Genomic DNA, 14,146 nt, shown 5'->3' with positions numbered 1-14,146 from the left:
GTCGCAGACTGTGACTTCCGGCCCATAGCGTGTTCGCGGGCGCGGCGCATCGTGCGCCGGCCTGCCTGCCGACGAATGCGCCATGAAGATCACCGAAGCCTCCTTGCGCAATCCCGCCGCCGTCGCCGTCGCCGTGGTGATGGTCTGCGCCTTCGGGTTGATGAGCCTGCTCGACCTGCCGCTGCAACTGTTCCCGGACATCGAGCGTCCGCAGATGTCGATCCAGACCGGTTGGCGCGCGGCATCGCCGCAAGAGATGGAATCGGAGATCGTCGAACCGATCGAGGCGGTGATGCAGGGCCTGCCTGGCCTGGAGGAAATCGCGTCCAACGTGCAGGCCGGAAACAGCCAGATCAGCCTGACCTTCGCCGTCGGCAGCGACATGGATGCGATGCTGGTGGAAGTGCTGGCGCGCATGAACCGCCTGCAGCCCTTGCCGCGCGACGCGACGCCGCCGGTGGTGCAGGCCGGCGCGGACAACGCCAACAATTCGCTGACCTACTTCTTCGTGCAGAAGCTGCCGGGCACGCCCGGCAACATCCTCGACTATCGGCAGATGATCGAGGACCGCATCGTGCCGCGCCTGTCCGCGGTGGAGGGCGTGGCCGGGGTGGAGATCAACGGCGGCGCGCCGGAGGAATTGACGATCACCCTGAATCTGGAGCGTGCCGCGGCCATGGGCATCCAGATCCCCGAGGTCGCCGCAGTGGCCGCGCGCGCCACCGACGTGTCCGGCGGCGTCGTCGAGGCCGGCCGTCGCGAATACGTGATGCGCTTCGCCGGCCGCTATTCCCCCGAGGCCTTGGGCGAGCTGATCCTGGCCTGGCGCGACGGCCGTCCGGTGCGCCTGGGCGATGTGGCGCAGGTGGAAGTGAAGCGACCGGAGCAGCGTTTCTTCGCCTATCAGAACGGCAACCCCGCGATCGGCTTGCGCATCCTGCGCGAGAACGGCGCCAATGTCCTGGACACGCTGAACGAAGTGAAGGCGGTGGTCGAGCAGGTGCGCGAGAAGGAGCTCAAGCCGCTGGGTCTGGACATACGTCAGAGCTTCGATGCCTCGGTGTTCATCAACCGCGCCGTGGGCCTGCTGTCGGGCAACCTGTTCGCGGGCGTGCTGCTGGCGATCGGCTGCCTGTGGTGGTTCCTGCGCGACGTGCGCGCCACCACCCTGATCGCCTGCGCGATTCCGATCTCGCTGCTGGCCACCTTCATCGTGCTGCAGCTGACCGGGCGCAGCCTCAACGTGATTTCGCTCGCAGGCCTGGCGTTCGCCGTGGGCATGGTGATGGACGCGGCCGTGGTCGTGGCCGAGAACATCGTGCGCCTGCGCGAAGAGGGCATGCCCGCCGGCCGCGCCGCGCTGGAAGGCACCCGCCAGGTCGGCGGTGCGCTGTTCGCTTCCACGCTCACGACCGTGGCCGTGTTCCTGCCGGTGATCTTCATGGAGGACGTGGAGGGGCAGTTGTTCGCCGACCTGGCGCTCACGATCTCGATCGCGGTCGGTATCTCGTTGCTGATCGCGTTCACCGTGCTGCCGGCGGCCGCCGGCAACTGGCTGCGCGTCGGCAAGCAGAACCCGCAACAGCATCGCTACTGGGCCCGGGTCAGCGAATGGGCCCTGCGCACGACGACCGGCCGCCGCCGCCAGTGGGCTTGGGTCGGTGCGCTGGTAGTGGCGCCGATACTGCTCACCTTCGCCCTGTTGCCGCAGATCGACTACCTGCCGCCGGTCAAGCGCGCGGCGGTGGACGCCGTGTTCAATTTTCCGCCGGGCATGAGCCCGGAGCGCGTCAATCGCGAGATCGTGCCCACGATCCTGCAGCGCATGCGGCCGTACATGGACGGGGAGAAGCCACCGCAGCTGAGCAACTGGTACATCAACGTCTGGCCCGGCGGCGGCACCATCGGCGCACGCGTGGTCGACCCGGACGATATCGGCGAGCTCGAGCGCATCGTGCGCGACGAGATCGTGGTCGGTTTCCCCGACACCCGCGCCTTCGCCGGCGAGGGCGAGTTGTTCGGCAGCTTCGGCGGCTCGGCGCGGGCGATCCAGATCCACCTGCAGCACGGCGATGGCGACGCGCTCGCGCGCGCGGCGGAAACCGGACGCAAGCGCTTGACCGAACTGTTCCCCGGCGCAAACGTCCAGGCCTGGCCCAACGCCGATGCGGGCGCCCCGGAGCTGCGCATCACCGCTGACGACCGCCGTCTGGCCGAAGTGGGCTGGCGGCGGCCGGAGCTGGGCACCGTCGTGCGCACGCTGGGCGACGGCCAATGGCTGGGCGAGCACTTCGATGGCGACCGCCGCCTTGCGATCATCCTGCGCAGCAATCGCGAGGAAGACTTCAGCCGTCTCGGGGCCGCGCCCTTGGCCACGCCGCAGGGCGGTTTGTTGAGCCTGGGCGAGCTGGCGCGGGTGGACACGGTGCTCGCGCCCAATCAGTTGCGCCGCATCGATCGCCGCCGCACCGTGACCCTGACGGTGGACCCGCCGCCGGCGATGTCGCTGGAGGAGGCGCTGGACATCGTCAACCAGGACGTGGTGCCGGCACTGCGCGACGCCCTGCCCGCCGATGCCGCAATCCGCATCTCCGGCAGCGCCGACCGCCTGGGCCAGGTCGTGCGCACCATGGGCTCGAACTTCGCGATGGCACTGGTCGTGCTGTTCCTGCTGATGGCCGCGATGTTCCGTTCGCTGCGCGACAGCGCATTCGTCATGGCGACCTTGCCGATGGCCGTGCTCGGCGGCGTTCTCGGCTTGCTCGCGCTGGATCTGATCGCGGGGCAGACGCTGGATCTGCTGTCCATGATCGGCTTCATCATGCTGCTGGGCATGGTCATCAACAACGCGATCCTGCTGGTCGCGCAGACCCGCGACGCACAGGCGGCCGGCGCGTCGCTGGAGACGGCGCTGCAGCAGGCACTGGGTCAGCGCCTGCGTCCGATCCTGATCGCCGCGCTGACCGGCGTGCTGGGCGCGTTGCCGATGGCGATCAACCCCGGCCCCGGCGCCGTGATCTACCGCGGCTTGGCCGCGGTATCGGTCGGCGGTGTCGCCCTCAGCCTGGTCTTCACGGTGGTGCTGGTGCCCGCACTGCTGCGTCTGGCCGAGGCCCGCCGTCCCGTGCGCATCCGCGACGCCGCCGCGGATGACGCGCTGCCCGCCCCCCTGTCCTGACCTCCTTCCCCACGGAGTACGCCATGCGCACCTTGTACAAGACACTGATCGCCGCGGCGCTCGCGGCCGCATTGTTCGTCCCGCTGTGGGACTACGACGCCGACGCGAGCGCTCCCGCCAAGCCCGACGCGCCGCCAGCGGTAGTCGGTGTGGCGGCCGCGGTGAGCACCGAACTGGCGCCGCGCCGCTGGGCGCCCGGCGGCGTCATCAGCCGTCGGGATGCGCGCGTGGCCAGCGAACAAAATGGCCGCGTGGTGCGCGTGGCCGAGGTCGGCCAGCAAGTGCGTGCCGGCGAGCCTCTGGCGGTGCTCGACGACTCGGCCCTGCGCCTGCGCGAGCAGGAAGGGCAGGCGGAGCTGGCGCGCATCCAGGCCCAACTCGATCTGGCCACGCGACAGGAGCAGCGCTACGCGCAACTGGCCGCGCAGCAGAACATCGCGCGCGCTCAGTACGAGCAACTGCGCGCCGAGCGCGATGTGCTGATGCAGGACCGTGCGCGTTCGCAGGCGCTGCTGGCGCAAACGCGGCACCAGCGCGCGCAGATGACCGTGCGTGCGCCGTTCTCCGGCGTGGTCGCCGAGCGCCAGGTGCAACTGGGCGAATACGTGGCCAGCGGCGCAGCGGTTGCCCGGCTGGTCGACACCTCGGCGCAGGAAGTGCGCGTGCGCGCGCCGGTGGACCTGGCCCGCTACCTCGCCGTCGGCATGCCGGTGCTGGTGCGGGTGGACGGTCGGGAGCGCACCCATCCGATCAGCGCGTTCGTGCCGGTGGGCGACGAGGCCTCGCGTCAGCTCGAATTGCGCATTGCGATGGATGCGCGCGAACTGCCGGTCGGGACGGCGGTGGAAGTGGGCATGCCCAGCGCCACGCCGCGCGTGACCGTGGCGGCGCGGCGCGACGCGGTGATCCTGCGTCGCGAAGGCAGCTTCGTGCTGCGCGTAGGCGCCGACAACAAGGCCGAGCGCCTGCCGGTGCGGACCGGCACCGAAGTCGGCGATCTGGTCGAGATCAGCGGCGAGGTGAGGCCCGGCGATCGCCTGATCGTGCGCGGCGGCGAGCGGGTGGAGCCAGGACAGACGGTGACCGTGCAGGAAGCTGCGAGCTGGGTGGCGCTGCGCTAGCGTAAGGGGACCTGTGTAAGCGGTTCGATATGCGGGCGACGCATCGCTTACGCACTCCGAGGCTCGCTCGTCGATCTTAGTTGGCACGGCGCGCAGCCGATCACGATTGAAGTCGACGGCCTTGGGGCTGGGGCCATGGCTACGGGTTGCTACGGTAGTCCTTGATTGAGCCGTACCGTAAAAAGAGGGTCTGCTTCATTTCCAATTGGGTACCCGGTTCTGGTACTCCACCAGCACAGAGGGAAGGGGGCGGGGACAGGGGTATGATGGCCAGAAATCCCCGGTAAGAAGCTGCGGCATGGCAAAGGCGAATCCGCTACAGGAACAGCTGCTCAAGGCAGGGCTGGTCAAAAAGTCCAAGGTGGCCGAGGTGGCGCGCGAGCAGAACAAAGCGCGGCACGCCAAGGGGGCGTCCGGGCCCAGCGAGGTCCAGTTGGAGGCGGAGCGGGCGCGGGCCGAAAAGGCCGAGCGGGACCGCGCGCTGGCGGCCGAGCGCAAGGCACAGGCACGCATCGCCGAACTGCGCGCGCAGGCGCGGCAGATCATCGAGGACCGGAAAGTGCCGCGTTCGGGCGAGAGCGAGTACCGCTTCACCGCCGGCGGCGTCATTCGCAGCGTGCTGGTCGATGAGGACCTGCGCAAGAAGTTGTCCTCCGGCGTGCTCGTGATCGCCTGCGTGGACGAGCGCTACGAGCTGCTGCCGCGCGCGGCGGCGGACAAGGTCCGCGAACGCGATGCCAGCATGATCGTGCTCGATCACGGGCTGGCCACCGACGCCGGTTCCACCGCGACGACGGCCGAAGACGATGCGTACTACGCGCAGTTCCAGGTGCCCGACGACCTGGTTTGGTAATCGGCGCCGAGATCCGGGGTTGGAGCCCGAAGTCGGAGCGCTTTGTCGGCGAGTCACGCGCGGAGCACGAACTTTCACGCTTGCCCAGAACGCTTCGCGATCCGCATGACAACGCTCGCGAGCATCGTCCTGATCTGCGCGGGCTGGCCGTGAGATCAGTGTGATCTCACAGGCCGCTAAGGATGGGGTGTGAGTCAAAACCTGATCGACATGCAATTGCCGGCCGAGGCGCTCGCCGCCAGCAGAACCGGGCAGGCGGTATTGCGGCTGCCTGGCGCGCGCGCCGGCCGCACCGCATGAAAAAGGCCGGCGCCTCGCGGCAGCCGGCCTTGCTTGTCATCGGCGTAGCGCTCAGCCGCCGGACTGCTGCAACTGGATGCCATGCTTCTTTGCGTAGGCACTCTGGGCGTCGTTCAAGCGGCTCATCTGGGTTTCCAGGTCCTTGCCCAGGCGCTCGAGCTCGCTACCCAAAGGCGCGAACTGCTCGCCGCTGAAGCCGTCCGGCAACGCGGCGACTTTCTGCATCGTCTCGTAGATGCTGTCAGCGGTCTTGAGGTAGGTCGCGGTCATGTCGCGCAGTGCGACCGCATCTTCCGGCGGCGGGAAGGTCTGCACCTGGATCAGCACCTGCGCCAGTTCGGCGCGCGCATGGCCCAGCGGGCCTGCGTACTGCTTCATGTTCTTGTGTTCCTGCAGCGACTGGGTGAATGCCTCGCCCTGCTCGCCGCCGAGCCAGCGATTGATGTACTCGGTCGCACCGTTCCAGGCCGAGACGTTGTGCAGCAGGTATTCGTCGGGAGTCATGGTGCTGCGGCCACCGCTGGAGCAGGCGGCGGCGAACAGCGCAAGCAAACCGAGCAGTACGAGATGGCGAAACTTGTTCAAAACGATGTCCTTTCAATGAGGTGAATGCTTCCGATGCCGGAGGCCGCGGCCTCGCGCGGCCCGTCGGTAGCGAAGTCCGTGCCCAGGCCGTCGCCCCTCGTGATCGCGCGCAGTATTGGGTCGCACGAGCGACCGGCGGCGTGGATACGGGTGAGAGACGTCGCGAGCCACTGAAACGGGTCCGCGGCAACGAACACAGACGGCGATCAATGCGATCGCGCGGGCATGGTAACCCCGCGTCGGCTCGGCGATCAAACGAGAGGAGGCCGTCAGGCGCCAGGGCTTGGCTAACCTCGGCCGAGCTTGCGTAAAAGGGCCAGGTCCATTTCTGATCGCGCACCCCAGCTTTAATACTTCACCAGCCCAGAGGAAAAGGGGGCGGCGGAGACGGTGCCGGCATCGCCTGGGTGGAACGATTTCACGACCGCTTGATGCGCTCGATATAGGCCAGAAACATGTCGGACATCGCGTCCGCATAGGCCTTGATCTCCGCCTGGGTCCGCGGCGATTCGGAAAATTGTTTGCCCACGGTGCTGAGCGTCGTGCTGATCAGGCCGCCTGCGCGCAGGCGGGTGGCGCTGGGGGTGTTCGGCAGAACTTCCCGCATGAAGGCCTGGAGGGTGCGGTTGCCCGCGGCGCGTACTTCCTTGGCTTCGGGCGCGTTGCGGTAGAGCGGGGCGGCGTCGTTGAGGGCGACCCGCATCTGGGCTTCCTCGCATTCGGAGCGGACGAAGGCGTGGACCAGGGTGCGCAGCCGTTCCTGCGGCGGCTGGGCGGTGTCTTTCAGGATGAGGCCGAGCAGGTCGGACGTCTGCCGCCACTCGTCGCTTTGCAGGCGGAAGAGGATGGCGGCCTTGTTGGGGAAGTACTGGTACAGCGATCCGATGCTGACGCCGGCGCGTTCGGCCACGCGGGCGGTGGTGAAGCGTTGCGCGCCCTCCGCGGCCAGGACCTGGGCGGCCGCCTCCAGGATCGCGGCGACCAGCTGGTTCGATCGGGCCTGCTTGGGCTGCTTGCGCGAGGAGATCCTGGGGGCTTTGCGGTCTGCCATGGTCGGCCCTTCTGTGCGCGCAATGGGTATGACGAACGGGTCGCATCATAGGCCCTGGTCAGAGTCCTGACACGCCGACGCTGCTGCCGTCAGTCGCCATCTGGTGGCCGATGACGAACTCTTGCCCGGCAACGTAGGCCGTCGTGGAGCTCGTCGCGGTGCTCCACTTGCGGCGGAAGCAAGCTCGCGATGCCGAACGGTACAGCCAGTGGCTCAGTAGCCGCTCTGCTGCGATGAAGCGGGGTTCGGTGCTCATGAAATGCGAACGATGGCGGGTCGATGCGCGGAAAGCGTTCGGTTCAATCGGCCGTTCTTGGGCGAAAGTGCCGGAAATCCAGGCGTTTCGCGTCGGGTTGAGCATGGCGGAAGCCAATGCGAGTACGAAAAACGACGAATTATTCGTATTGTGTGCCGGCACGAGATTTCACTCGCACAAGACGGATAAAGCCCATGAACACCCTTTCTGTTGCACCCCTTGCTCCCTTGCTCGATCGGCTCTTCAACGAAGCGGATGCGGCCAGCAGTCCGGAGGCCGCCCAGATGTCGCAGGACGAGCTCCAGCGCCTGATGTTGAGCAAGACCGAGTACGTCGATTTCTACGAGCGGTTCAAGGATCTCTGGCTGCCGGTTTCGCGCGAGACCGGTCGTCTGCTTTACGTGCTGGCGCGCACGTCCGGAGCCCGCAGCGTCGTCGAGTTCGGAACCTCTTTCGGGATTTCGACCTTGCACCTGGCGGCGGCCGTTCGCGACAACGGCGGCGGCCGCGTTCTCACCACGGAGTTCGAGCCGTCCAAGGTCGCGCGCGCGAGGCAGCACATCGCCGAGGCCGGGTTCGTCGACCTGGTGGAGGTGCGTGCGGGCGATGCGCTGCAGAGCCTGGCGTCGGATCTGCCCGACTCGATCGACCTGCTGCTGCTGGACGGCGCCAAGTCGCTGTATGCCGAGGTGCTGGCGCTGGTGGAAGACCGTTTGCGGCCGGGCGCGTTGATCGTCGCGGACAACGCCGACTTCAGCCCGGAATATCTGGCGCATGTGCGTTCGCCGGCGTCCGGCTATCTATCCGTTCCTTTCGCCGACGATGTCGAACTGTCGATGCGGGTCGTCTGAGGAACCGGCGATCGGGGTGCGGTCCATCTAAGGCGGGACCGCCCATGCTGCACTCAGTGTCCGACTGAGCGGCAGAGAGCCCATGCCGCCGTCAGCACCGGCGCTGACGGCGGCCGCAATGCGTGAAGGGGCGACTGTGTCGGGGCTGCTTGTAGGCGGCGAAGGCCGATGGCGCCCTCGGGCGTCGGCGGATGCCCGGTGACGAGGTCGGGGCCATCGGCCGCCGTACCGCCCGGGCCGACGAACATGGCCGTGCGTCGTAGAGAACGGCTAGGTCGTCGAGTTCGTGGGCTTGCATGGGGCTATGCTGCCTGCGCACCAAGAGCAGCACAGATCGCAGCTCCCTATCACCCAGCTCAAGGATGAAGCCATGAACGACACTCAGGATGGCCGTGCCACGCAACAAGGCGTGCCGGCCGATAAAGCGGCCTATCTGGCCGAAGCCGCTGCACTCTTCAAACAGATTACCCCGCTGTGGAACTCCGCCGGCAATGTCTGGCGGACCGCCTGCGCTTTCGACAGCCTGCTCGATTACTTCGTCGTCAGCGGTATCGATAGCGCGGATTACGGGGACGACGCGTTGAGCGCCTTGGATCCGACCAAGAAAGGCAATTGGTGGGACGACTTCGGCTGGATCGGCATCGCGGCCTTGCGCGCGGCCGAGTTGGGCTTCGCGGCCAAGCACCGCTACGACTTCCTCAAGATCGCGATCAATTCCTGGTGCTACATGTACGGCGCGGGTTGGTCGACGGTGTCGGGGCCGCAGGGGGCCTATCCCTACCTCGATCCGCCGGGGTGGGCTAGCTTCGCCAGCACCCACGGCAACAACACCGGTGCGCCCAATTGCTGGGTTTACATCAATCAGACCTGGCCGGGCGTGACGCCGGACATGCAGGCCAAGCTGCGTCCGCGCTACTCGCCCGGCGGCATTTGGAACTCGCCCTTCACCGCCACCGAGCACCCCATTCCGTCGCCCGAGTACAACAGCGGCGGCGGCGACGTCCTCAATCCGATCCAGAATACCGTCACCAACGCCGTCTATGCGCTGCTGAGCCTGCGCTTGTCCCAGGCCGCGAAGCGGCCGGATTTAGCGCCGTACTTCAGTGGGGTGAGTTTCAACCTCGCGGCCTGCAACCAGGCCTGGGAGGATCAGATCGCCTGGTGGCAGCTGTGGATGCTGAAGACGGCGGACCCGCTGCAGTCGCTGTTGCTGACGGGGCAGCAGGGCTCGCAGGGCGGGTCCTTGGTGCGCGAGCGCGTGTCCAGCTTCCATGCGGTGAACAACGAGATCTACTGGGATTCCTCGTACAACAAGGACATGACGTGGAGCGGCGACCAGGGCCTGCTGATCGGCGCCCTGCGCGAGGCGAATGCGATCTACAAGGCCTCGCCGCCGCCGGTGTGCGGCCTGTACCCGGATCTCATCAAGGGCACCTTCGCCAACTATTTCCGCGCGCGCACTTACGGTTCGGTCAGCGGCAGTTTCCCGCTGCCCTGGCTGGAGGTGGGAGCCGCGGACCCGTACAACGTGACGCCGCCGGGCAGCGACTACGGCGATTACCAGACCGGCGTGGGCGCCTACCTGCGCTATCTGCTGCAGGCCTATCGGGCCGAGCCGGCGCTGCTGACCGCGTACAAGCCGGCGATCCTCGCCATGGCCGACGCGCTGGTGAATCCTAGCTTCGGCTCGCCATCGCCTCCTGGCGCCTGCGACGCGTTCACTCCGCAGAACAACGGCAACGGCAACGCCGACCTGATGTCGGCCTACGTCAATCGTTTGGCGGTGCTGACGCTGGCGATCGCGATCAGCTGAGCGTCCGTCGCGCGGCCGCCGGTGCCTGCTGGCGCCGGCGACCTGCGTCGGCGGCCGCGGACGGCCTCACACCGGCAGCGCGGTGGTCTTCTTGACCGTGCGCAGCGCCAGCGTCGACTGCACCCGCACCACGCCCGGCAGCTGGGTCAGGATCTCGGTATGGATGCGCTCGAAGTCGGCGGAGTCGGCGTAGGCCACGCGCACCATGTAGTCGGCCGTGCCGGCGAGCAGGCAGCACTCGGTGACTTCGGGGTGCTGCTGGATCTCCGCCTCGAACGCGTCCAGCGAGGCGCGCCCCTGCTGGTCCAGCGTCACCAGCACGAATGCGGTGCCGGGCAGGCCCACCACTTTCTCGTCCAGCAGCATCACGTAGCGCGCGATCAGGCCGCGCTCCTCCAGCAATTTGACGCGCCGCAGGCAGGCCGAGGGCGACAGGTTGATCTGCTGGGCCACGTCGGCATTGGTCAGGCGCCCGTCCTCCTGAAGCAGGCGCAGGATGGCGCGATCGCGGGCGTCCAATTTCATTAGCATATTATTCGATGAATAGACAAAATATTGGCTAATAGTGCGGCATTGACGGCTGCCAGGCAACGAAATTGGCGAATAAGTGCATGTTTGCTCGTCCATACTGCCTCCCCACAAGGCGCCGGACGAGCCGGGGCCAGATCAACGGCGAGAGCAGACCATGCGCATTGGTGTCCCGAAGGAAATCAAGAACCACGAGTACCGCGTAGGTCTCGTTCCCTCGTCCGTGCAGGAGTTGGTGCACCACGGCCACCAGGTGATGGTGCAGGCGGGCGCCGGTCTGGGCGCCGGGCTGGCCGATGCCGACTACGTCGCCGCGGGCGCCGTGATCGTGGACGGTGCCGACCAGATCTTCGCCGACGCCGAAATGATCGTGAAGGTGAAGGAACCGCTGGCCGAGGAGCGCGCCAAGCTGCGCCCGGGCCAGATCCTGTTCACCTATCTGCACCTGGCGCCCGATGCCGCGCAGACCAACGACCTGATCGCCTCCGGCGCGATCTGCATCGCGTACGAGACCGTGACCGCCGCCAACGGTTCGCTGCCGCTGCTGACTCCGATGTCGGAAGTCGCCGGTCGCCTGGCGCCGCAGGTCGGCGCGCACGCGCTGGAGAAGGCGCAGGGCGGCCGCGGCGTGCTGTTGGGCGGCGTGCCTGGCGTGCCGGCGGCCGAAGTGGTCATCCTCGGCGGCGGCGTGTCCGGTACGCATGCGGCGACGATCGCCGTCGGCATGGGCGCCCAGGTCACCGTGGTGGATCGTTCCGCCGATGCGCTCAAGCGTCTGGCCACCCAGTTCGGCACGTCCATCTCGACCGTGTTCTCGACCCGTTCGGCCATCGAAGAGCTGGTGCGCCGCGCCGACCTGCTGATCGGTACCGTGCTGGTGCCGGGCGCCGCCGCGCCCAAGCTGGTCACGCACGATATGGTCCGCACCATGAAGCCGGGCTCGGTCATCGTCGACGTGGCCATCGACCAGGGCGGTTGCGTCGAAACCTCGCACGCCACCACCCATGCCGCGCCCACCTACGTGGTCGACGGCGTCGTGCACTACTGCGTGGCCAACATGCCCGGCGCGGTCGCCCGCACCTCGACCTTCGCGCTCAACAGCGTGACCCTGCCGTTCACCCTGGCGCTGGCCAACCACGGCTGGAAGGAAGCGCTGACGCGCGACGTCCATCTGCGTAACGGCCTCAACGTGTCCGAAGGCCACGTGACCTGCGAACCGGTCGCCCTGGCCCACAACCTGCCTTACGTGACCGCGGAAACCGCGATCGGTCTGTAAGCGACGGAAGTCGGATCCACGAAAGGGGCGGCGGTGTTGCGCCGCCCCGTCTCGCGTAGGACGCACCGTCCTCGCTGTCAGGGACGAGCACCGGCAGCTTCGTTCCGATCCATCGCTCACAGTGTTCCAGGAGCGGGTGCCAGGGCGCTGATAAGGTGTAGGGCCCAACACCACCACGCGGTACCCGCATGAACATCGCACGTGTCTTCCCCGCCGCCTGCGCCGTTCTTTCCGCGCTGCTGGCGCTAGCGATCAGCCTGCCGTCGCGCGCGGCCGACAAGCCCGCATCGCTGGTGGGTACCTGGCGCGTCGAGCGCATCACCGATACCGACATCAAGTCCGGCAAGCTCGTCCATCCCTACGGTGAGCATCCCAAGGGCTACATCGTCTACGACGCCACCGGCCATCTGAGCGTGCAGATCATGCGCACGCCCGCGGTGCCGCCGTTCGCCTCGGGCGACGACGCCAAGGGCAGCGACGCGGAAGTGCGCGCCGCCTACGACGGCTTCGTCGCCTACTTCGGCACGTACGAGGTCGACGCCAAGAAAGGCGTTGTCGTGCATCGGGTGGAGGGCAGCCTGATGCCCAGCTATACCGGAACCGACCAGCCGCGACCTTTTCGGGTCGAGGGAGATGTGCTCACCATCGAAGGCGATAGCGATGGCGTGCATTTCTTGCGGCAGCTGAAGCGGGTGCGTTAGGCCACTTCGGCAGGATCGATGCGACCATGGCCGCCTAACGCAGTTCGCCGGTTCTCGGCATCCGCTTGAGCTCTTCGATCACCTTCCTGGGCGCACGCAGGCGGATCTGCACGGGAAAGGATTCCTGGACGACGACATCCTTCACCACTCCGCTCTTCTCCAGTGCCATCACCCTGGCCAGCACGGGGTCCGGGGATTCGGCGCTGCCTACGATCAGGGCGCTCTCCAAGGGCTCGTGATCCGCCTCGGCTTGTTTGTTGCCGGGATTGCAGCTGGCCGACAGCATCAGTGCCAGGATGAATGCGATTCTCATGCTCGCCGCCTTGGGTTTGGACGATGGGGCCAAGAGCGTGGCGCGCCATGTCGCGGCGCGCCACGCAGCTGTTGCAGTAGCTCAATACTCGCTGGACCGTCAGGGGTACGTGGCGATCCAGTTCTGCAGCGTGTTGTAGACGGTACTGGTCAGCCGGGTGCCGCAGTTCTGGGTGGGCGAGCCGGTGGTGTGGATACCGCGGACGTTGACGCCGCCGTCGCTGGCGATGCCGCTGCCGCTGTTTCCGCCGAAGGTGTCGATGGTGTAGCAAAGGCGGTAAGAACCGCTGGTCGACACCGTTCCGGAGTGGGTCCACATCGTGCCGAGGGGCTTATCGCCCGGATAGCCGCTGATGGTATGCGTGCCGCCGGAATAGACGCCCCAGCCGGAATTGCCGCCGTGCGGCGCCGAGCTGAGTACGATCAGCGCGTAGTCGTAGTTGCTGTCGGCGCTGTTGTGCCATGCCGTCGTGGTGACGGCGCGGGCCCAACTGGTCGTGCCCCAGGGCTGGTAACTGCCGTTCTGGGCGGTGGTGAAGTTCAGGCTGGAGTACCAGGTGCCGGAACCGTTGGACACGCAGTGTCCCGCGGTGAGCACGTGCTTCGGGGTGATCAGGGTGCCGGTGCAGCCTATCGCAATGCGGCCGATGTGCCAGTACGGCGAAGCCACGGTGTTGGTCACCTGCACCCGGTTGTCCGGGCCGATGACGACGGTGGGGCCGACCAGGGCGCTGCCGAAGCGCAGCGGAAGCTTGGGCGGAGTGGTCATCGTGGTGGAGGTGCGGCCGATCATTTCCAGGTCGCTGATGGCCTGCTCGAAGATGGCGACGTCTTCCGGATCCATCGTGGACTCGTACTGGTCGCCGTTGCGAGTGACCATGACGGTGCTCAATCCGGCCGCCTTCTGTCGCGGCGTCTGCAGGCGGGCGTCGGTGGCGATGCCCATCTCCGGCAACGCGCGCGTCACCAGGTTGTCGCCATGGATGAACCTGGCTTTCTCGTTCAACTTCCGGAATGAAGGCTCCTTGGCTTGCGCCGTCTCCATCGCCGGGACCGAAATCAACAGCACCAAACTCAGCGCGACTAGCGTTTTCATAACAAGCTCCGTTGTTGGTGGGGTAGTCCTTTAGCGGGCAGTCGAGAAAGCGCATCCTGCATTCTCTCGACCTGGAGCAGTCCGTACAGGGGGCGGACCGGCTCCGACGAGACGGGCAGGGGGCGCCCGTTTCGCCGACGCGGCCATCCCTGGCCGCGCTCGCAGCGCGTCTCACGACGCTCCGCTGTTTGCATGTTCGGATCCGAATGTCATTGCGCACACGGC

13 protein-coding genes are annotated in these 14,146 nt (G+C 67.0%); 7 read left to right on the top strand and 6 right to left on the bottom strand.

Annotated elements, in window-relative coordinates; genetic code table 11:
• The first annotated feature begins 82 nt into the window (after window positions 1–82).
• The 3 genes from V1318_RS15675 (at window position 83) to V1318_RS15665 (ending at window position 5,152) form a co-directional block, all read left to right on the top strand.
• Window positions 83–3,178, top strand: coding sequence for an efflux RND transporter permease subunit (locus tag V1318_RS15675; RefSeq protein WP_332940654.1), 3,096 nt, complete (start codon window positions 83–85; stop codon window positions 3,176–3,178).
• Window positions 3,179–3,201: 23 nt separating this feature from the next.
• Entirely contained in the window at window positions 3,202–4,299 is a 1,098-nt protein-coding gene (locus tag V1318_RS15670; protein WP_332940653.1) for an efflux RND transporter periplasmic adaptor subunit, read from the top strand.
• Window positions 4,300–4,597: 298 nt separating this feature from the next.
• Entirely contained in the window at window positions 4,598–5,152 is a 555-nt protein-coding gene (locus V1318_RS15665) for a DUF2058 domain-containing protein (RefSeq protein WP_332940652.1), read from the top strand.
• Window positions 5,153–5,503: 351 nt separating this feature from the next.
• On the opposite strand, the gene V1318_RS15660 is transcribed toward V1318_RS15665, so the two are convergent.
• The 3 genes from V1318_RS15660 to V1318_RS15650 all read right to left on the bottom strand — a co-directional run bounded on the left by V1318_RS15660 (window position 5,504) and on the right by V1318_RS15650 (window position 7,449).
• Window positions 5,504–6,037 (bottom strand): hypothetical protein, encoded by a 534-nt coding sequence (locus tag V1318_RS15660; protein WP_332940651.1) that lies wholly within the window; start codon window positions 6,035–6,037, stop codon window positions 5,504–5,506.
• 418 nt (window positions 6,038–6,455) lie between these two features.
• Window positions 6,456–7,088 (bottom strand): TetR family transcriptional regulator, encoded by a 633-nt coding sequence (locus V1318_RS15655; protein ID WP_332940650.1) that lies wholly within the window; start codon window positions 7,086–7,088, stop codon window positions 6,456–6,458.
• A gap of 58 nt (window positions 7,089–7,146) precedes the next feature.
• The gene (locus tag V1318_RS15650; protein ID WP_332940649.1) at window positions 7,147–7,449 is read right to left on the bottom strand and encodes a hypothetical protein; all 303 of its coding nucleotides are present in this window, start codon (window positions 7,447–7,449) and stop codon (window positions 7,147–7,149) included.
• A gap of 89 nt (window positions 7,450–7,538) precedes the next feature.
• Here V1318_RS15650 and V1318_RS15645 point away from each other — a divergent pair, with 89 nt between their 5' ends.
• Both V1318_RS15645 and V1318_RS15640 read left to right on the top strand, forming a co-directional pair.
• On the top strand, window positions 7,539–8,195 hold the full coding sequence (locus V1318_RS15645) for an O-methyltransferase (protein ID WP_332940648.1): 657 nt from the start codon (window positions 7,539–7,541) through the stop codon (window positions 8,193–8,195).
• A 370-nt stretch (window positions 8,196–8,565) separates the two neighbouring features.
• Entirely contained in the window at window positions 8,566–10,008 is a 1,443-nt protein-coding gene (locus tag V1318_RS15640) for a hypothetical protein (protein ID WP_332940647.1), read from the top strand.
• Between the two features lie 66 nt (window positions 10,009–10,074).
• Here V1318_RS15640 and V1318_RS15635 read toward each other — a convergent pair whose 3' ends face one another.
• The gene (locus tag V1318_RS15635; RefSeq protein ID WP_332940646.1) at window positions 10,075–10,533 is read right to left on the bottom strand and encodes an Lrp/AsnC family transcriptional regulator; all 459 of its coding nucleotides are present in this window, start codon (window positions 10,531–10,533) and stop codon (window positions 10,075–10,077) included.
• A gap of 160 nt (window positions 10,534–10,693) precedes the next feature.
• On the opposite strand from V1318_RS15635, the gene ald reads away from it, so the two are divergent.
• Together ald and V1318_RS15625 are read left to right on the top strand one after the other, a co-directional pair.
• A complete protein-coding gene (gene ald, locus V1318_RS15630; RefSeq protein ID WP_332940645.1) occupies window positions 10,694–11,812 on the top strand; it encodes an alanine dehydrogenase in 1,119 nt (372 codons plus the stop codon).
• Between the two features lie 188 nt (window positions 11,813–12,000).
• Window positions 12,001–12,513 (top strand): lipocalin-like domain-containing protein, encoded by a 513-nt coding sequence (locus V1318_RS15625; protein ID WP_332940644.1) that lies wholly within the window; start codon window positions 12,001–12,003, stop codon window positions 12,511–12,513.
• A gap of 34 nt (window positions 12,514–12,547) precedes the next feature.
• Here the strand turns inward: V1318_RS15625 and V1318_RS15620 are convergent, their stop codons facing one another.
• Both V1318_RS15620 and V1318_RS15615 read right to left on the bottom strand, forming a co-directional pair.
• Window positions 12,548–12,826: a hypothetical protein gene (locus tag V1318_RS15620; RefSeq protein ID WP_332940643.1), complete on the bottom strand. Its 279-nt coding sequence runs from the start codon at window positions 12,824–12,826 to the stop codon at window positions 12,548–12,550.
• A gap of 99 nt (window positions 12,827–12,925) precedes the next feature.
• On the bottom strand, window positions 12,926–13,921 hold the full coding sequence (locus tag V1318_RS15615; RefSeq protein WP_332940642.1) for a trypsin-like serine protease: 996 nt from the start codon (window positions 13,919–13,921) through the stop codon (window positions 12,926–12,928).
• Window positions 13,922–14,146 lie beyond the last annotated feature (225 nt).

Source organism: Lysobacter sp. CCNWLW3, assembly GCF_036697405.1.
Lineage (GTDB): Bacteria > Pseudomonadota > Gammaproteobacteria > Xanthomonadales > Xanthomonadaceae > Lysobacter.
The sequence above is the reverse complement of the archived record's forward strand: the minus strand, read 5'-3'. Positions and strand labels throughout refer to the sequence as shown.